This is a genomic window from Kitasatospora sp. NPDC096140 (assembly GCF_040303045.1).
In the GTDB taxonomy this organism is placed as follows: Bacteria; Actinomycetota; Actinomycetes; order Streptomycetales; family Streptomycetaceae; genus Kitasatospora.
This window is the reverse complement of the sequence record NZ_JBEOUW010000009.1, coordinates 97969-117692: the sequence shown is the minus strand read 5'-3', so window position 1 is coordinate 117692 and position 19724 is coordinate 97969. Positions and strand designations below refer to the sequence as shown.

The following is a 19724-nucleotide window of genomic DNA, read 5'->3' as shown; positions in this document are numbered from 1 at the left end:
TGCTTTTCTGATGGAACGTTGACAGTTCTTTCATCTGTCCGTGAAGATCCGCTCCACACTTCGCCCACATACCGGAAGTCGGAGCTTACGCACAGTGAGAACAGCAGCAAGACGGTCGGGCAGCCTGCTCGCCGCGGCACTCGCCGCGGTCGCGCTGGCCGCGACCGCGGTGGTGCCGGCCGCCGCCGCCCCCGGCGGGACACCCCCGCCCGGCGCGGCGGGGGTGCGGGACGACGCCGAGACCCAGGCGGTCCACGAGGCCGCCCGCACCGGCAGGCCGGTGGAGGTGCTCGCCAAGCGCAGCGAGACCAGCGACACCGTTGCCCAGCCCGACGGCAAGCTGAAGACCACCACCTACGTCCAGCCCCAGCGGGTGCGCAGGAACGGCGCCTGGGTGGACCTCGACCCGACGCTGCAGACGCTGCCCGGCGGCACCGTCGCCCCCAAGGGGTCCACCGCGGACCTGCGGTTCTCCGGCGGCGGCAGCGCGCCGCTGGTCACAATGGCCCGCGCCGGCAAGGAGCTGAAGCTCAGCTGGCCGAAGCCGCTGCCCAAGCCGACGGTCAAGGGTGCGACCGCCGAGTACCCGTCGATCCTGCCGGACGTGGACCTGCGACTCTCCGCCACCAAGACCGGGTTCACCCAGGTCATCGTGGTGCACACGGCCGAGGCCGCGAAGAACCCCGAGCTGGACCGGCTCCGACTCGGACTCCAGGGCGACGGCCTGACCTTCAGCCAGGAGGCGGACGGCACCCTCAAGGCCAAGGACCCGGCCGGTGGCGGCACCGTCTTCGAGGCGCCCGTCCCGGTGATGTGGGACTCCTCCAAGCCGGCCGCGGCCCCGGCGCAGAGCGCGCCCCCCGCGGCCCCGGCGCAGAGCGCCCCCGCCGCCGCCCCGAAGGCCCTCAAGGCCGCCCCGCAGGCTGCGCCACAGGCCGAGGCCCCCGCCGCCGCTCCCGCGCAGAACGCCGCCGCTCCCGCGCAGAGCGCCCCCGAAGCCGGCTACGGCGACCTGCCCGGCGAGGGCGCCAAGATGACCCGCCTCAAGGTCGAGCTGCCCAAGGACGGCCTGCTGCTCTCGCCCGACCAGGGCATGCTGGACGCCCCGGACACGGTCTACCCGGTGATGATCGACCCGGCGTGGAACACCCCGCACGCGGGCGACTGGGCGGGTGTCTCGCGCACCTACCCGAACCAGGCGTACTGGCACTTCACGTACAACAGCAACTACGTCCACGACTGGGGCGTCGGCTACTGCGGCGACACCTCGCGGTGCGCGCCGACCGACGTGAAGCGGGCGTTCTTCCAGATGTCGAACCCGTTCGTCGGCAAGCAGATCCTCAGTGCCACCTTCGGCACCTACGAGAGCTGGTCGTACTCCTGCGACTCCCGGCCCGTCGAGCTCTGGAACACCGGCTACATCTCTCCCAGCCTGAACTGGAACGCCCAGAACGCCTCCGGTTTCTGGGGCCGCTACCTGCAGACCATCAACACCGCGAAGGGCTGGAGCAGCAGTTGCCCCGGCGGCTGGCTGGAGTACGGCGAGGACGGCGCGGTGCGCAACCTCGTCCAGGACGCGGCCAACTGGGGCTGGCCGACCATCAGCTTCGGCCTGAAGGCTCAGAACGAGGGCGACACCCTCGCCTGGAAGCGGTTCACCGACGACGCGTACCTGTCGGTGTACTACAACCTGCGGCCCAACCAGATCCCGATGTCCGACATGACGATGTCGCCGGGCTCGGTGTGCCAGTACCCGGGCATCAAGATCAACAAGATGCCGCAGGTCACCACCCGGGCCAGTGACCCGGACGGCGAGGCGATCGGCGTCCAGTTCGCGGTCGGCTGGGACGACGGCACCGGCCTGCGCCGCCGCTGGTGGTCCACCGGTTCGGAGGACGCCGCCCCGGCGGGCAACACCTTCAAGGGCTCCGGCTCGATGTTCTCCTGGCCGCTGCCGACGAGCCTGCCGCAGAACATCCAGCTCGACTGGGAGGCCCGCGCCTGGGACGGAGCGCAGTGGGGGCCGTGGTCCTCCGACGGCGACCCGACGGGCTGCTACTTCGTCGTCGACACCTCCGCGCCGGACGGCCCGGCGATCACCTCGGACGCCTACCCGGGTTCCAAGGACGCCACCGCGGCGCTGCCGTGGACCGACGGCGTCGGCAAGAACGGCCTGTTCACCCTCAAGTCGGCCGCCACCGACGTGGTCAAGTACCAGTGGGGCATCGACACTTCGCCGTCCGCGGCGAACGAGGTGGCGACCAGTGGCGGCGCCGGGCAGGCCGTCCGCGTCCAGCCGCAGACCGCCGGCGCGCACTTCCTCTCCGCCAGGGCGATCGACGGCGCGGGCAACGCCTCGCAGCCCGAGACGTACTACTTCAACGTGCTCTCCGGGCAGACCCAGCGCACCGGTTGGTCGATGGACGACACGGGCGGCACCTCCGTCACCGGCACCGGCGGCAGCTTCGACGCCACCCTCGGCTCCGGCGCCACCCCGAAGGCGCCGGGCCACCTCGGCGACGCGCTCGCCCTGGACGGCACCCCCAACGGCTACGCCGAAACCCAGGGCAACGTCCTGGACACCACCCGCGGCTTCACCGTCTCCGCCTGGGTCAACCTCACCGGCGACACCACCCGCAACCGGGTCGCGGTCAGTGAGAACGGCAACTTCGCGGCCCGCTTCGCCCTCGGCCTGATGGGCGGCAAGTGGGCGATGTGGACCTCCACCCAGGACACCAACGCCGTCTACACCCTGGAGACGGCGAGCTCGGACGTCCCGGTGGTGCTCAACCAGTGGACCCACCTGACGGGCGTCTACGACCCGGTCGCCAAGACCGGCACCCTGTACGTCAACGGCGTGCCCGGCACCCCGGTGGCCGTCACCGCCGCCTGGGACGCCCGCGGCCCGCTGGAGTTCGGCCGCTCGAAGTGGCACGGCAACATGACCGACCCGTGGAAGGGCTCGATCGACGAGGTCCGGCTCTGGGACCGCAACCTGACCGCGGCCGAGGCCGCCGGCGTCGCCGCCGACAAGCAGCTCGCCACCGGCCGCCCCGCCAAGGCGGTCTGGCACCTGGACGGCGCCGACGCCAAGCCGGCCGGCACCACCGAGACCGACAACCTGACCGCCTACAGCGGCGTCGCGCTCGGCCGCCCGGGCATCGCCGGCCAGGCGATCCACCTGGACGGTGTGGACGACTACCTGCGCGGCACCCGCCCGCAGGTGGACGGCAGCCGGGACTTCTCCGTCTCCACCTGGGTGAAGCTGCCGGCGCCCACCGCCGGCGACACCAATCCCAAGATGGCGGTCACCCAGATCGGCCAGCACAACAACGAGTTCTCGCTGTACTACTCGCCCTACTGGAAGCGCTGGATCTTCGGCCGCTACAAGGAGGACACCTCCGCCGACACCCTGGTCCGGACCTCGCAGCCCGACTGCACCCCGGGCACCCCGGTGAACGGTGTGCCCTGCTTCGCCGGCACCACCGGCGAGTGGACCCACCTGCTGGGCGTCTCCGACACCGCCGCCAAGAAGCTGCGCCTCTACATCAACGGCTACCTGGTCGGTGAGTCCGACTACACCCAGAACGCGCCGTGGGCCAACCCCGGCCCGCTGCAGATCGGCGCGGTCAACCGCGAGGGCGTCAACGCCGAGTTCTTCGGCGGTGACATCGACGACGTGCGGGTCTACGACCGGGTCGTCACCGGCCCCGAGGCCACCTCGATGGTCCAGCAGCGCCCGCAGCTGGCCGGCCGCTGGAAGCTCTCCGCCGCCACCGGCGCCCCGGCCGTCACCCCGGACGAGGGCCCGGCCAAGGCCGGCGCCCAGCTCGGCGGCGGCGCCTCGATCAAGGGCGACGGCGGCGTGCTGCCCAACCCGGGCACCCTGCTGCTGGACGGTTCCACCGGCTACGCCGCCACCGCCTCGACGCCGCTGCACACCGGCCAGAGCTTCACCCTGGCCGCCTGGGCGAACACCGCGGGCGTCCCGACCCGGGACATGACGGTCCTGTCGGTGGCAGGGGCCGCCAACAGTGCGGTCACCCTGCGCTGGCACGCCCTCGGCCAGGACGCCACCGGACAGCCCACCGGCCAGTGGCAGGCCGAGGTGCGCGACTCCGACGCCAACGGCGCGGTGCGCACCCTGACCGCACACACCCCGGCCACCTCCGTCCTGGAGAACTGGACGCACCTGGCGGTCAGCTACGACGCCTTCGCGGACCGGCTGGTGCTGTACGTCAACGGCCAGCCGGAGAACCAGGGCTGCCCGGACGGCTCGACCGGCTGCATCCCGCACGTCTCCTGGACCGGCGCCCCGCAGCCCTACGAGGCGGGCGGCGGCGTGCAGTTCGGCCGCAACCGGGCGGCCGGCGCCTGGGGCGAGTACTTCTCCGGTCAGCTGGACGACGTCTGGCTGTACCAGGGCGTGCTGAGTCCGGCGCAGATCGCCAAGCTCGCCGACTACAACGTCGAATTGGCCACCGCCACCGGCGTCTGATCCTCAACCTCCATGGGCCGGGCGGCTACCTGCCGCCCGGCCCATGGTCTGTCATATCCACCTTCTCCCGAGGGAGTCGTTCCACCATGAGCAGGAAGAGGTCGGTGCTGCGGCCGGCCCGTTCCAGGGTGTCCGCGGTCATCGCGGGCGCGCTGGTCGGGTCGCTGCTGCCGGCACTGCCGTTGGCCGCCGTCGCGGCGGCGGCCGAACCGTACACCAAGCCGTCCGCGGTCTCACCGGAGAAGCCGGTCAAGGGCTCGGACGCCAAGTCCAGGGGTCGCAAGGGCGACACCACCGTCAGCAAGGTCGACGGCAAGCACGGCGTCCTGCCCGGCGCGGGCAGTGCCACCGTCGACGTCCCCGGCGAGAAGGGCAAGGCGGTCAAGGCCGACAAGCTGCCCGTCGCCGTCTCCTCCGCGGGCCGGGCGGCCAAGGCGAAGGTCGAACTGCTCGGCCAGGACGCCGCCGTCAAGGCCGGGATCAACGGTGTGCTGCTGACCGTCGCGGGCGCCGACGAGAACAGTGGACTGGCCGTCGACTACTCGTCCTTCGCGCAGGCGGCGGGCTCCGGCTTCGGCTCGCGGCTGAAGCTGGTGCGCCTGCCCGAGTGCGCGCTGACCACGCCCGACCGGCCCGAGTGCCGGGTGCAGACCCCGCTGCCGGGCGGCAACGACCCGGAGCACCAGACCGTCGCCGCGGACGCCCTGACCACGGCCCCGGCCGGGTCGATGCGCCTGGCGGCCGCGCCGGGCGCGATGGTGGTCGCCGCCACCACCGGAACGGCCGGCCCGAGCGGCGACTACAAGGCGACGCCGCTCACCTCGGCCTCCTCGTGGTCGACCTCGCTGAACAGCGGGTCGTTCAGCTGGTCGTACGACATGCCGCTGACGGCGATGCCGGGCGGTCTCACGCCGAAGATCGGCCTGTCCTACAGCTCGGGCAGCGTCGACGGACGGACCGCGAACAGCAACAACCAGGCCTCCTGGGCCGGTGACGGCTTCGAGCTCTCGCCCGGCTTCGTCGAGCGCAGCTACAAGGCGTGCGCCGACGACGGCGCACCCAAGACCGGCACCACCAGCCCGGGCGACCTGTGCTGGGGCACCGACAACGTGACCATCAGCTTCACGGGGCACTCCGGTGAGCTGATCCCGGTCTCCGGTGACGAGTGGCGGATCAAGGGCGACGACAACACCAAGGTCACCCGCCTGCGCGACACCGGCCGGGGCAACGGCGACAACGACGGCGAGTACTTCCGCGCCCTGACCGCCGACGGCACCAGCTACTGGTTCGGCTACAACCGCCTGCCCAACTGGAGCGCCGGAAAGCCGGAGACCAAGTCGGTCTACACCGTGCCGGTCTACGGCAACAACGCGGGCGAGCCGTGCAACGGCGCCGACTTCGCGTCCTCGTGGTGCCAGCAGGGCTGGCGGTGGAACCTCGACCTGGTGATCGACGCCCACGGCAACGACATCACCTACTGGTACACCCCCGAGACCAACAACTACGGCCGCAACCTGAAGGCTTCGGACCGCACCCCGTACGTCCGGGGCGGCCGGCTGGACCACATCGAGTACGGCCAGCAGCAGGGCGACCTCTACTCCGTTACCGTCAAGCCGATGGGCCGGGTCGAGTTCGGCACCGCCGAGCGCTGCCTGGAGACCAACGCCGCGCTCTGCGACCCGGCGAAGATCGACGCCAACCGGCAGTACTGGTACGACACCCCGTGGGACCAGAACTGTGCCGACGGCACCGACTGCACCGGCAAGAGCTCGCCGACCTACTTCACGCGGACCCGCCTCACCTCCGTCACCGCCAAGACGCTGCAGGCCGACGGGAGCTACGCCGCCGTCGACACCTGGACGCTGAACCACAAGTGGGGCACCGCCGACTTCGACTACCAGCTGCTGCTGGACTCGATCCAGCACACCGGCTCCTCCGCCACCCCGTCCGTCGCGCTGCCGAAGACCACCTTCGCGTACAAGCAGCTGGCCAACCGGCTCGACAAGGTCGGTGACGGCCGCATGCCCTTCGTCAAGCAGCGGATCGGCACCATCACCGACGAACTCGGCGGCCAGCTCGACGTCAACTACTCGGCCGCGACCTGCGACTGGAACGCCCTGCCCACGCCGCAGAGCAACACCACCCGCTGCTTCCCGCAGATGTACCAGCCGTCCAACGACGTGCCGGTGACCACCGAGTGGTTCAACAAGTACGTCGTCGAGTCGGTCATCGCCACCGACCGCACCGGCGGCGCACCCGACATGGTCACCCACTACACCTACCTCGGCGACGCCGCCTGGCACTTCGACGACGAGGACGGCCTGACCCCGGCCAAGCTGAAGACCTGGTCCCAGTGGCGCGGCTACGCCCACGCCCGGGTCGAGACCGGCGGCGTCACCGGCATGTCCACCCAGGCCGACCACTACTACCTGCGCGGCATGGACCAGGACCGCAACGATCCTGCCGACAAGAACGCAAGGCGCAGCGTCACCGTCGACGACGGCCAGGGCACCGTCCTGACCGACGACCAGGCCTGGGCCGGCTTCGAGTACCGCAGCGAGCAGTACGACAAGCCCGGCGGCGCGATGCTCGCCAAGTCCGTCAGCACTCCCTGGAAGAAGGAGACCGCCAAGCGCTCCAACGACTGGGGCACCACCACCGCCAACCTCACCGGCACCCAGGCCACCCGCTCCTTCACCTCGCTCGACAAGGGCGCGGGAGCCGCCTGGCGCGAGACCCGCACCGACACGACCCTCGACGGCTACGGCCGCACGACGCAGATCGAGGACCTGGGCGACGTCGCGGTCGGCACCGACGACACGTGCACCCGCACGACGTACGCCGACAACACGGCGGCCTGGATCCTGACCGGCACCGTCCAGGTCGAGACGGTCGCCGCCGGCTGCGCCGCGGCCGTCAACCGCGACACCCAGGCGGACGGGACCTCCGCCGTCCTGTCGGACGTCCGCACCCGCTACGACGGCCAGGCCTACGGCGCCGCCCCCGTCAAGGGCGATCCCACCACGGTGCACGTCCTGAAGTCCCGCACCGGCAACCAGGCCACCTACCTGGACGGGACGACCCACTACGACGGCTACGGCCGCCCCGACAGCACCACGAAGCTGGCGTCCACCACGGTGTTCGACACCACGGGCGCCGCGGCGCCCGTGACCACGCCCAGCCCGCTGGCGCAGACCACCACGACCGGCTACGCCCCGGCGAGCGGCCGGCCGACCAGGATCACCACGACCGGCCCGCCGGCGGTCGCGGGCAACTCCGCCACCGCCATGGTCACCGTCGCCGACCTCGACCTGCTGCGAGGCCTGACCGTCGACACCGTCGACGCCAACAACCGCCGCACCGACAGCCAGTACGACGCGCTCGGCCGCACCCTCAAGGTCTGGCTGCCGAACCGCTCCAAGGCCGGCGGCCAGACCCCGAACCACGAGTTCGGCTACACCGACGACGACGCCCGGATCCGGGTCGTCTCGACGAAGGCGCTCCTCGCCGACGGCTCCCAGGCCACCGCGTACACCCTGTACGACGGCTTCGGCCGGATCCGGCAGACCCAGGACCCGGGGGACAACGGCGGGCGCGTCCTGACCGACACCTTCTTCGACGAGCACGGCCAGGCCGCGCTCGCCTACGCCGCCTACTACGCGACGGGCGCACCCTCCACCGCCCTGTTCAAGGTCGAGGACGCCACCGGCGTCGAGACCCAGACCGCCAACACCTACGACGGCCTGGGCCGCGTCACCAACTCCACCACCCTGGCGGGCAACGGCGTCGGCACCCCGATCGCCACCACGCTCACCGAGTACGGCGGCGACCGGGTCACCGTCACCCCGCCCAAGGGCGGCACCCCGTCGACGACCATCACCGACGCCCGCGGCCGGACCACCGAGGTCCGCCAGTACCGCGGGGGCTCCGCCACCGGTGACTACGACCGGATCACCTACGCCCAGGACGCGGCCGGGCACACCACCCGGCTGACGGACCAGTCCGGGACGCAGTGGAGCTGGACGTACGACCAGCAGGGCCACCTGGTCAAGACCGTCGACCCGGACTCCGGCACGTCGGTCAAGACCTACGACGACCGCGGCCGGCTGGCCACCAGCCGGGACGGCAACAACCGGACCCTGGCGTACGTCTACGACAACCTCGACCGGCAGACCGAGCTGCACTCCGGCTCCGCGTCGGGCCCGCTGCTCACCTCGCAGACCTGGGACCCGGCGGGGAACAAGGGCCTGATCTCCTCGGCGACCCGGTACCTCACCGTCGGCGGCACCTCGTACCCGTACAAGACGACCTGGTCGCTGTACGACGCGCTGGGCCGCGCGACCCGCACCACGCTGAGCGTCCCGTCCGTCCCCGGCCAGGAGTCGCTCGCCGGGAACTACGTCAGCGGCACGATCTACCGGCTCGACGGCAAGCCGCAGAGCACCAGCTACCCGGCGGCGGGCAACCTCGCGGCCGAGTCGGTGGCGTACGGCTACGACGCCCTCACCCGGATGACCACGGCCCAGGGGCTGAGCACCTACCTCACCGGACAGACGTACAGCCTGACCAGCAAGCCGCTGCAGGCGACGCTGTCCGACGGCACGGCGAACAACCAGCTCTACGTCACCAACGCCTACGAGTGGGGCACCCAGCGACTCGCCTCCTCGCGGACCGACCAGTACGGCGTCGCGACTCCGCTGCGCGCGGCCGTCTACGGCTACGACCAGGTCGGCAACGTCACCTCGATCACCGACAGCTCGCGCTCCGGCACCGACCGGCAGTGCTTCCGGTACGACTACCTGGCCCGGCTCACCGAGGCGTTCACGCCGAGCGGCACCGGCTGCCCGGCCACGCCCGACGCCAAGGCCCTCGGCGGCCCGGCCCCGTACTGGACCAGCTGGAACTTCAACCCCGACAGCACCCGTGACACCCAGACCCGGCACGACACCACGGGCGACGCGACGAAGGACGTCACCACCAAGTACAACTACCCCGGCGCGACGGCAGCCCAGCCGCACACCCTGAAGGGCACCAGCGGCACCGGCGTCCTCGCCGAGACCGACGGCTACGACCCGGCGGGCAACACCATCGCCCGCCACCGGGAGCTCGCCGGCGGCGGCACCAGCGACCAGGCCCTGACCTGGGACGCCGAGGGCAAGCTCGGCAAGGTCGTCGACACCGTCAGGAACGGACCCGTCACCAGCACCAGGACGACGGACTACCTCTACGACCCGGCCGGCAGTCGGCTGACCTCGCACGTCCTGGACAGCGCCAACCCGGGCGCCGAAAGCTGGACGGTCTACCTCGGCGCCACCGAGCTGACCCTCACCAAGGGCGCGGCCAAGCCCGCCGCCACGCGCTACTACTCGCTGGGCTCGGCGGTCGCCGTCCGCACGGACGACAACAAGCTCGGCTTCCAGGTCACCGACCACCACGGCACGTCCGAGCTCAACGTCGACGCCTCCACGGGCGCGGTGGCGCAGCGCCGGACGACCCCGTACGGCGAGCAGCGCGGCACCGCGCCGACCTCGTGGGCGGGCAGCCGGGGCTTCCTCGGCGGCGTCAACGAGCCGACCGGCACGGTCCACCTCGGGGCGCGCGACTACGACCCGACCCTCGGCCGGTTCCTCAGCATCGACCCGGAGTTCAACCCGGCGAGCCCCAAGGAGCTGAACGGCTACGCCTACTCGGGCGGCAACCCGATCAGCACCAGCGACCCCGACGGCCGCAAGATGTGCGCCGACGACTGCTCGGGCAGCGACATGGCGCTGCACGGCTGGGTCGGCCCGGACGGCACCTTCCACGACCCGGTCAGGGGCCCCGAGTGCGTCACCAACTGCGCCGACGACGGCGGCGACGACGGCGACGGCGGCGGGGATGACGACGGCGGTGGCGGCGGTGGTGGCGGCGGCGGTGGTGGCGGACACCCGAGCAGCTCCACGGCCGGCTCCCCGGAGGAGCGCCACAAGTGGTACGAGGCCCGGGTGGCCTGGCTGATGCAGAAGGACAACCCGATCATCGGCGAGTACCTGGAGAAGATCCGGGAGATCAACAAGAAGTACTGCCGCCCCTCGGCCAAGGACGGCTGCCAGTTCGCCAACATGGCCCAGGACATCCTCGACCGGAAGATGGTCGAGGACGCCGCCGCCCTGATCGACGAGAGCGCCAACCCGTTCAACCCGCTGGACTTCAAGCGGCTGTCGAAGGGCAAGCAGACCCAGGGCGGGTTCAGCGTCGGCGAGTACCGGATCGCGTTCGACCTGGCCCGGGGCGGCCACTCGGTGGTGGCGATTCCCGAGATCAGGGTGAAGGGCGGTGACGATCCCGAGGTGGCGGACGCCTACGTGGACGGCGTGCCGTCGGAGTTCAAGGCGTCCACCGGCGGCAGCAAGGACGCCGTCAAGGACTCGCTCAGGGCCGTGAAGGAAGGCAAGGGCGCCGTCCGGGCCTATGTGACCCTCAAGGACGGCTACGACGCCAAGACGGCCATGAGCAGCCTCAACAGCTTCCTGCACAACAACACGGCCTACTTCCAGGAGTACCAGATCTGGTCCCGAGGCGACCTCCGGGGCGGCTGGGTGATCAGCGGTAAGATCGGCAGCGAACCCAAGTGCAGTGGCGGGGGGTGCTGACCATGTCGGTCGACGCCGTGCTGGCCGTCCGACGCCCCGACGGGCCTCCGCTGACCGCGGAGGAGATCGGGTCGGCCCTCGGCTTCCGGAACGGTCCGGCGGAACGGACCCGGCACGGGGCGACGGGCCCGGACGGCTCGCGGCTCAGCCTCTGGCTGAGCACCGACCCCGGTGACCTGTCGGGCCCGGCCGTCGGAGTGATCCGCGACGACTGGTACGCGGAGCGCCTGTACGACGGCCGGCTGTACGTCGGCGTCACCGAGTCGGCGGGCGAGGACGTCGTCGCCGCGCTCCGCTCCTACTGCCGCTTCGCGACCGCCCGGCTGCACGGCACGCTCGGGGACCTGGAGACGGCCTCCTACGTCGACGTCGACGGGAACTACAGCTACCGGGTCGACCGCCCGGCTCTGCCGGAGGCCGTGGTCGACCTGCGGCTGGGGAGCGAGGCCGCGCCCGCGGCGCCGGGCTTCTCCCTGGTCGAGGCGGCCAACCGTGCCGCGTCGGGCACCGGGTTGGTCTTCACCGAGGACGAGCCCGGCCGGCACGTCATCCCGTCGGAGGGCGCGGGTGACTCGGTGACCTACACCGTCGCCCACCGGGCGGAGGAACTCCCCTTCGCCCGCGGTGCGCGCTCCGGTGCGGTGCCGGTCGACGCCCGGCTGCTGGGCGAGTTCACCGAGCGGCTGCTCACCGAACTCGCCGGGACCACCAGCGGCGCCGACCTGGCCTGCTGGGTGAACGACCGCCTCCACCGCTACGAGGTGGAGCTGTCACCGCCCGCCTGACCGGGAGGTAGCCGGTAGGCCCCGGTGTTCACGCAGTCCGAAGCCGTCGACCCACGCGCCCCACGGGGTGGGTGGGTCGACGGCTTCGTCGTGCCGTGGCGCCGTCGGGCGGGAAAGGGCGGGCGGGGTGTGGGCGGGCGGCAGTAGTCTGCTGGGCTGCGGAGTCGACTGGGTGTCCGGTGGGGACAGGGACCGCGTGGGGGAAGTGGCGTGACGTACGGGGAGCAGGACCCTTTCTCGTGGCCGGGACAGGGGCCGGGATACGGACAGGGATACGGTCCGGGGCCGGGATACGGTCCGGGGCCGGGATACGGACAGGGACAGTGGCAGGGCCAGCCGCCGTGGCAGCCGCAGGGCCGTGTTCCGTTGTGGCAGCGCTTCCGGGGCGAGGAGTGGCCCACCCTGCGGGAGGTGGTGGCGCCCGCTCGGCGGGCGCTCGGCGGGTGGGTGTGGCTGCCGCTGCTGTTCTGCCTGTGGCCGTTCCTGCTGTTGCTGGGGCTCTACCCGATGGCGCGGTCGGCGCGGCAGCTGGCGCGGCGGGTGTTCGTGGCGCCCGGGCCGCGGGGGATCAGCGATCCGGTGGTGCTGCGGGTGCAGCGGATCCGGGGGTGGCTGGCGCTCGCCGCGGGGTTCACGGTGCTGGCGGTGTACGGGTCGCCCGGGGACTGGAGCGAGGCCAACGACCAGTGGGAGCTGCGGCTGGTGATCACGCCGTGGCTGGTGCTGGTGACGGCGCCGGCGGTGGTGGGGGTGCTGTTCCGGCTGGCCGGGCCCGCCGCGCGGCCCGCGATGCGGGCCCAGGTGCGCCCGGCGGTGCTGATGGCGCTGCGGTACGTGGGCGCGTGCACGGCGGTGCCGGTGCTGCTCTTTCTCGCCCAGAAGGTGCAGGGGTCGGTCCAGGTGCTGTTCGTCGGCCAGCTGGTCGACATCCTGATGCTGGCGGTGCCGATCTGGGCGCTGATGTTCGTGGCGTTCGCCTCGCCGACGGTCGTCCGGACGGCCTTCACGATGGACCGGGTGCACGCGGTGTTCCCGCCCGTGCTGACCGGGGTGCTGGTGTGGGAGCTGGCCCTGATCGGCCTGGCGATCGGCGGGCTGCCGCCCGGTCCGCCGGCCGTGCAGCTGTGTTCGATCGTCGGCGGTCCGGCGACGGTCACCGCGGTGGCCTGGTGGGAGGTGCACCGGCTGCGTACGCGCTTCGGGGTGTCCCTGCGCGGGAGGGCGGCGGGCGGGAGCGGCCGCTAGGCCAGTGCCAGGGCCAGGTGCCCCGCCCGGGCGGGGCACCGCGGTGGTACCCGTACGGTCCGGCGCAAGGGTCGATCGTGCCGGCCGGCACTCAGAACCGTTGTGTGGAAGCCGGAACGGCGCCTCACCCCCGATCGGGCGAGGCGCCGTTCCGGCGTCACGTCGGCTGCCCGGCGGGCGCTACAGCAGCGCCTCGGAGCCGTGGAGCTCCACGAAGCCGACCACGCGCCGCAGCTGGTCGAAGTTCGTCACGTTGTTGCCGATCAGCCGCACCGAGGCCGGCTGGCCCTGCCGCCAGCTGTGGGCGGCCCGGGAGAGCGCGCCCCACTGGTTCTCCATGTCGCGGTAGTCCACGCTCAGTTGGACGTCGGCCCAGGAGCTGATGTTTCCGTGGACCCGGTTGAAGATCGGCCCGAACCGGGCGGCCTCGGAGAAGACGGTGATGGCCATCAGCATGCCCCGGTCGATGCGGGTCTGGTCCCAGGTGCCGACGTTGTTCAGGTCCCGGAGCGCGTTGAAGATGTTCTGGGCGCCGAGGTGCAGGTTCTCGCGCGTGGTGCCGCCGTTGAGGCTGAGGTAGCTGCCGTTGCGCGGCATGAGCCGCGCCGTCACGCCCAGGTCGTTCTGGAACTGCTGCTGGCGGCCGTCCTGGAAGGCCCAGTGCTGGTTGGCGCTCGGCGAGTAGAAGCCCGCGACGTAGAGGTTGTCGGCCCACAGGTAGACGGAGACGAGGTGGGAGCCGTTGTTGTTGACCCGCACCTGGATCAGCCGGTTGGTGTTCCGGGTGGTCTGCTGGAGGGTCCCGTCGGGGGCGTCGGTCGCATCGCCGTAGCTGTTGCGGTGGATCGCGTCGATCAGGTTCCAGTAGCGGTTCGCGTGCTCCGCCCCACCGGCGGTGATGTTGGTGATGTCCCAGTCGATGACGGGCCAGTTCACCAGCGCTGCGGCCCGGTTCACCGCCGCCGGGCCCGCCTGGCTCACCGCGGCCGGGTGGACGGCGGGGGCGGTCGCCGCGGACGCGGTGCCCGCCAGGGAGACGAGGAGTGCGGTGGCCGCGGAGATCGACAGCAGCACGGAGGAGGTCTTCTTGAGCACGGGTTCCTTCTCGGATGACGGGTGATCGGAGGGGGCTGGTCACCGCGACCGGGCGCGGTCCCAGCGTTCCGATCCAGCATCCGGGCATTCCTGCTGCCGCATTTGTCCTGTCGTGCATGCCCTTTGACCTGCGGGCGAACGGCCGCGAAGGGGCGGCTCGGGTGTGGCGGGCCGGGCGGGTGCCCGGCCTCCTGCCCTGTGCGCTCGCAGCCGGTCCGGCTGCCGTGCCTCGCCGGGGGGAGTCGCTTCCCCCCGGCGGGTGTCATTCGCCCGTCTTCGGGGCCTCGTCGGCGGTGCGAGCGTCAGCGGTGCCGGTGCCGGTGCCGGTGGCGGCGGTTGCGGCGTCGGCGGCCTCCGGCGCGGGGGCCTCCGCCCGGGGGGTCTCCATCGCCGTCATCCGGGGGAGCAGGAACAGCACCGCGACCAGCAGGGCGAGCAGCAGGGTGCCGGCCAGCACGATCGGGGTCCGGATGCTGGCGACGGAGGCGATCCAACCGCTCAGGGCGGCGCCGGTCATGATGCCGAGTCGGGTCAGCAGCATGTAGCAGCTGTTGACCCGGCCGAGCAGCTCCTTCGGGACGGCCTGCTGGCGCAGCGAGATCGCCTGGATGTTCCAGGTCACGATGCCGAAGCCGATCACGCCGTACAGCGCGGCGATCTCGAACACCGAGTTGCTCAGCGACATCAGGATCAGCGAGACGCCCATCAGCAGGAAGGCGAGGGCGATCCTGGTGCCCCGGTTGAGCAGGCCGCTGAGTCGGCCGGCCAGGGTGCTCGCGGCGGTGCCGCCGATGGCGCCGGCCGCGAGGACGATGCCGTACGAGGCGGCGGGGGCGTGCACGACCCGGGTGACCATCAGGACCATCATGGTGGTGCCCATGAAGCAGGTCATTGCGCCGAGGGCGGAGAGCACGGCGAGCATCCGCACCTCGCGGTGGCGGACCAGCCAGTTGACGCCCTCGCGGATCTCGGTGAGCACCGGGCGGCCGGCCTTGGCCCGGGCGGTGGTGGAGCGGCCGGTCGCGGCGACCAGGACGGCGGCGAGCGCGAAGGAGGCGCCGTCCACCGTGAAGGGGAAGCCGGCGGCCACGGCGAACAGCGCCGAGCCGAGCAGCGGGCCGATCAGGTTCCCGCCGACGAGCATGTTGGCCTGCATCCGGCCGTTGGCGGCGTCGAGCTGGTCGGGGCGGACCACCTCCGGGACGACCGAGGTGGCGGCGTTGGAGAAGACCGTCTCGCCGCAGCCGAGCAGGAAGGCCACCGCGGCGAGCGCGACCAGCGGCGGGTCGGCGACGAAGACCCAGGCGGCGAAGCCCAGGACGACGACGGCGCGCAGGGCGTCGATCGTCCACATCAGCCGCCGCCGGTCGGACCGGTCGGCGAGCACGCCGCCGTACAGGGACATCAGCAGGTAGGGCAGTGAGGTGGCGACGGAGACCACCGAGACCGCGCTGGGCGAGTCGGAGACCGCCACTGCCAGGAGGGGCAGGGCCGATTCCCGCATGCCGTCGCCGACCGAGGAGATCGCCGAGGCGGACCACAGCAGGGTGAACTTCCGGCCCAGTCGCGGACGGCTTTTGGGTGGCTTCTCTGCCAGGTCTGCTGCGGTCACCGACGCAGTATGTCATGTCCGCGGAGGACCGTTCGGGCGGATTCCGAACTGCCCGGGGTGTCCCGAACTGACCGTGTCGGCAAGGAAGTCGGGGACGTCCTGAGCTGTCCGGACTGTCCTGCGGGTTTGCGGTCCCCGGGGTGCCTCCCGGCCGGCCGTGGCCCCGGGCTAGCCGAGACCGGAGACGCCCTTGACGAGCGTGGTCAGCCCGCCCGCCAGTGCCAGGCCGAGCACCACCAGCCGGGCGCGGTCCTCCGCCACCCGCTCGGCGAGCAGCCGGCCGATCACCGCTCCGCCCGCGAGCGCGGCGGCCACCAGGCACCAGGCGGACGCGCCCAGTCCGGGCAGGCCCTTGGTGGCCAGTGAGACGGCGTTCACCACCACGCCGTAGAACTGTGCATTGGGTACGAACTGCCGGGCCGTCCAGCCGGTGTTGACGGCGTACAGGGACACGGCCGGGCCGCCCACCCCGGCGGCCGAGTTCATGAACCCGCTGGTCGCGCCGGCGACCAGGGCCCCGCCGACCCCGCGCAGCGCGGACGCCCTGGCCCCGCGCAGGACCAGCAGCGAGGCCAGGCTGACCAGGACGCCGATGCCGATCAGCAGTGCGGGCTCCGGCACCTCCGCCGCGACCCACGCCCCGGCCGGGACGGTGCAGGTCGCCGCGAGGATCAGCGGGAGCATCGCCGTCAGCCGCACCTGCCGCCAACTGCCCAGCAGGCCGACGGCGCTGATGACGCCGGCGGCGAGGTTCGACAGCGTGACCCCGCCGCTCGGGCCGAGGAGGAGGACCAGGACGGGCGCGGCGACGAGGGCGAAGCCCATGCCGGTCAGCCGCTGGACGGACGCGCCCGCGAGGACGGTGCAGCCGAGGAGGAGGACGGTGATCCAGCCGTGGTCCATCGGGCTCCTCGGTCGGCGGGCGGTCCGTACCGATCATGCCGCACCGGCGAGTTGCGGCCGGTGCGGGGCAGGACGGGCCGGTGCGGGAAGGCGGCTCGGGGAGGGCGGCTCGGGGAGGGCGATGGGGGCCCGCGGCGTGGGGGAGGCCACGGGCCCGTCGGTCGTTCGCGGCGCGGGTCGGCGGTTCCGTCGTCAGTGGGCAGGGGGTACGGCGTCGGCGGTGTCCGGGAGCGGGTAGGCGGCGGGGTCGACCGGTCCCGGGAGGTCGGTCGCGGGGCGGGCGGGGGCGGTCGGGTCGGGCAGGGACGGTTGCGCGGGCGGGGCCGGGACCTGGCTGAACGGGATGCCGGGCGGCGCCTGGACCGGGCTGGTGCGGCCGGCGGGCACCGGTCCGCGGCCCTGGACCCCGCAGCCCGCCACGGTCTCCAGGTTCTCCGGGCTCTGCACGGCGGGCTGGTTGCCGCTGAAGCAGTTGGCCGGGTCGACGGAGGCCAGGGCGAGGTCGGTGCCGTTGCCGGTGGCGCGGTTGCCCTCGACGCGGTTGCCGCTCGCCGGGTGGCCGGGCGGGTCGGTGATGACGATGCCGACGGCGCGGTTGCCCCGGACGAGGTTGCGCTGCACCTGGTTCGCCGTGCCACCGCCGATGCCGATGCCGATGCCGAAGCCGCCGTCGGCCTGCTCGGGGGTGTCGGCGGCGTTGTTGTCGGTGACGACGTTGCCCGCGATCACCGCGCCGTGCTGCGGGGCGAGGGCCTCCAGGTCGTTGGAGTTGACGGTGACGCCGACCCGGTTGCCGCTGACCTTGTTGCCGAGGATGGTCAACCCGTCGGAGGCGTTGGTGAGTTCGATGCCGACGGCGTTGCGCTCGACGGTGTTGCCGCGCACCAGGGTGTCGCAGGGCTTGCACTGCCCGACGTAGATGCCGGAGTCGGCCTGCCCGGAGGCGTACGAGTCCTCGATGACGCCGCCGCGCGCGTCGAAGGCGTAGATGCCGTACAGGCCGTTGTCGTAGGCGGTGACGCGGGTCGCCCGGAAGCCCTGGACGGCCGGGAATCGGGCGGTGTCCAGGGGGTCGTAGGCGGAGCCGCCGGCGCCGCGCTGCTGCAGCTTCTCGTCGGTGACGCCGGTGAACAGGACGCCGTTGGCGAGGTAGCCGTGGACGGTGAGGTTCTCGACCACCGAGCCCGGCCCGGTGACGGTGACGCCGTTGGCGAGGCGCACGCCGCCGTCGAGCACCACCGTGTTGCGGTCGGTGCCGCGCAGCACGATCCGGGGCTTGGTGATCCGGACGCTCTCGCGGTACGTGCCCGGGTCGACCAGGACGGTGTCGCCCTCGCGGGCCACGTCCACGGCCTGCTGGACGGTCGGGAAGTGCTGTGGGACCCGAACGACCGTTCCTTCCGGGTGTTTTGCATCGGACGAGGTCGAACCTCCGGACGAGCAGCCGGAGATGACGAGCGCGGCGGCACTGAGCAGGGCGGGGAGGAGGGTCCGGACCGCCTTTCCGGGGCTCCTGGTTGTGGTGGAGCGGAATTGACGTGTGGTCAAAAGTTGCATAAGGCGTGTTCTATCGTCTCCAATGTCGCCCATGCATGCCGAAACCGGAAAGGCGCAGGACCGGCCACGAACTGTCGGCCCCGGTGTGGACCGAAGGGCCCTGCTGGCGGGCGGGGCGGCGCTGGCCGCCGGGGTCGGTGCGGGGGTCGGCGCCGGCCTCACGGCGCTCGCCCGCGGGGGCGACGGCGGACGGGCCGCGGCGCCGCCGCCCGAGCCGTCGGTTCCCTTCCACGGCGAGCGGCAGGCCGGAGTGACGGCCCCGCAGCAGCCGGCGACCCAGCTGCTCGCCTTCGACCTGCCGCCCGCCGCCACCTCGGACGGCCGGACCGCCCTGCGGGGCCTGCTCGGGGAGCTGACCCGGGTGCTGGCCGAAGCGAGCAGCGGGACGTCGGCGGACGCGCGCCTGCAGGGCGGCGAACCGGCCCGGCTCAGCAGCCTGGTGGGGGTCGGGCCGGGGCTCGCCTCCCGGCTGGGGCTGAACGTTCCGGCGCCGGTGCTGGCGGAGCTGCCCGCCTTCCCGGGGGACCGGCTCGACCCGGCGCGCGGCGGCGGCGACCTGCTGGTCCAGCTGTGCGCCGCGGACCGGTGGCCGCTGTCCGTCGTCGCCGAGCAGGTCGGCGCGGCGGCCGGGGCGGCGGGCGCGTCGGTGCGGTGGACGCAGTCCGGTTTCCTGCCCCGCACGGCCGCGGGGACGACGCCGAGGAACCTGTTCGGCTTCAAGGACGGCACCGCGAACCCGGACGAGGAGGCCGCCGGGCAGTGGGTCTGGGGCCCGCCCGGCCCGCACCGGCACGGGACCGTCCTGGTCTACCGGCGGATCCGGATGGACACCGCGGCCTTCGGTGCCCTCCCCGCGGACCGCCGGGACCTGGCGATGGGCCGCCGGGAGGGCGACGGCGCGCCGCTCACCGGCTCGGCGGAGCACGACGAGCCGGACATCTACGCGAAGAACCCCGACGGCTCGTACCTCATCCCGGCCACCGCCCACGTCCGGCTCTCCAGCCCCCGGCTGGACGGCGGCGCCCGGATGCTGCGGCGCGGCTACAGCTACGACGACGGGCCGGGCGACCGGGGCCTGCTGTTCTGCGCCTTCGTGCGGGACCCGGCGCAGTTCACCCGGGTGCAGAACCGGCTGGCCGCGCGGGACGCGCTCAACCCGTTCCTGGAGCACACGGCGTCGGCGGTGGTGTACGTGCTGCCGGGGGCGGAGGAGGGCGGGGTGCTGGGGGCGGGACTGTTCGGCTGAACGCCCGCGGGCCGTAGCGCCGTACCGGGCCGGCGCCCGCGGGGCGTGCCGCTGTACCGGGCCGTACCCGCCGTCCGTGGGCGTGGTGCCTGGCGCGGGCGTGGTGCCGCGCGCGGGCCGTACCGCCTGCGGTCGGGGCGGTACGGCCCGG

General features: G+C 72.6%; 9 protein-coding genes. 5 read left to right on the top strand and 4 right to left on the bottom strand.

What is annotated here, in order from left to right:
* The first annotated feature begins 94 nt into the window (after positions 1 to 94).
* From ABT048_RS11665 to ABT048_RS11650, 4 genes are all read left to right on the top strand, one after another.
* On the top strand, positions 95 to 4498 hold the full coding sequence (locus ABT048_RS11665; protein WP_350521174.1) for a LamG-like jellyroll fold domain-containing protein: 4404 nt from the start codon (positions 95 to 97) through the stop codon (positions 4496 to 4498).
* Between the two features lie 86 nt (positions 4499 to 4584).
* On the top strand, positions 4585 to 11130 hold the full coding sequence (locus ABT048_RS11660) for an RHS repeat domain-containing protein (RefSeq protein WP_350521173.1): 6546 nt from the start codon (positions 4585 to 4587) through the stop codon (positions 11128 to 11130).
* Positions 11131 to 11132: 2 nt separating this feature from the next.
* The gene (locus ABT048_RS11655) at positions 11133 to 11915 is read left to right on the top strand and encodes a hypothetical protein (protein ID WP_350521172.1); all 783 of its coding nucleotides are present in this window, start codon (positions 11133 to 11135) and stop codon (positions 11913 to 11915) included.
* A gap of 411 nt (positions 11916 to 12326) precedes the next feature.
* Entirely contained in the window at positions 12327 to 13160 is an 834-nt protein-coding gene (locus ABT048_RS11650) for a hypothetical protein (RefSeq protein ID WP_350521171.1), read from the top strand.
* 180 nt (positions 13161 to 13340) lie between these two features.
* Here ABT048_RS11650 and ABT048_RS11645 read toward each other — a convergent pair whose 3' ends face one another.
* The 4 genes from ABT048_RS11645 to ABT048_RS11630 form a co-directional block, all read right to left on the bottom strand.
* Positions 13341 to 14255: a ribosome-inactivating family protein gene (locus ABT048_RS11645; RefSeq protein ID WP_350521170.1), complete on the bottom strand. Its 915-nt coding sequence runs from the start codon at positions 14253 to 14255 to the stop codon at positions 13341 to 13343.
* A gap of 262 nt (positions 14256 to 14517) precedes the next feature.
* Entirely contained in the window at positions 14518 to 15867 is a 1350-nt protein-coding gene (locus ABT048_RS11640) for an MFS transporter (protein ID WP_350521169.1), read from the bottom strand.
* A 168-nt stretch (positions 15868 to 16035) separates the two neighbouring features.
* Positions 16036 to 16770, bottom strand: a complete 735-nt coding sequence (locus ABT048_RS11635) for a TSUP family transporter (protein ID WP_350521168.1) — start codon at positions 16768 to 16770, stop codon at positions 16036 to 16038.
* Positions 16771 to 16962: 192 nt separating this feature from the next.
* On the bottom strand, positions 16963 to 18120 hold the full coding sequence (locus ABT048_RS11630) for a right-handed parallel beta-helix repeat-containing protein (RefSeq protein WP_350521167.1): 1158 nt from the start codon (positions 18118 to 18120) through the stop codon (positions 16963 to 16965).
* A 292-nt stretch (positions 18121 to 18412) separates the two neighbouring features.
* Between ABT048_RS11630 and ABT048_RS11625 the strand changes: the two genes are divergently transcribed.
* A complete protein-coding gene (locus tag ABT048_RS11625) occupies positions 18413 to 19573 on the top strand; it encodes a Dyp-type peroxidase (RefSeq protein WP_350521166.1) in 1161 nt (386 codons plus the stop codon).
* The last annotated feature ends 151 nt before the right edge of the window (positions 19574 to 19724 follow it).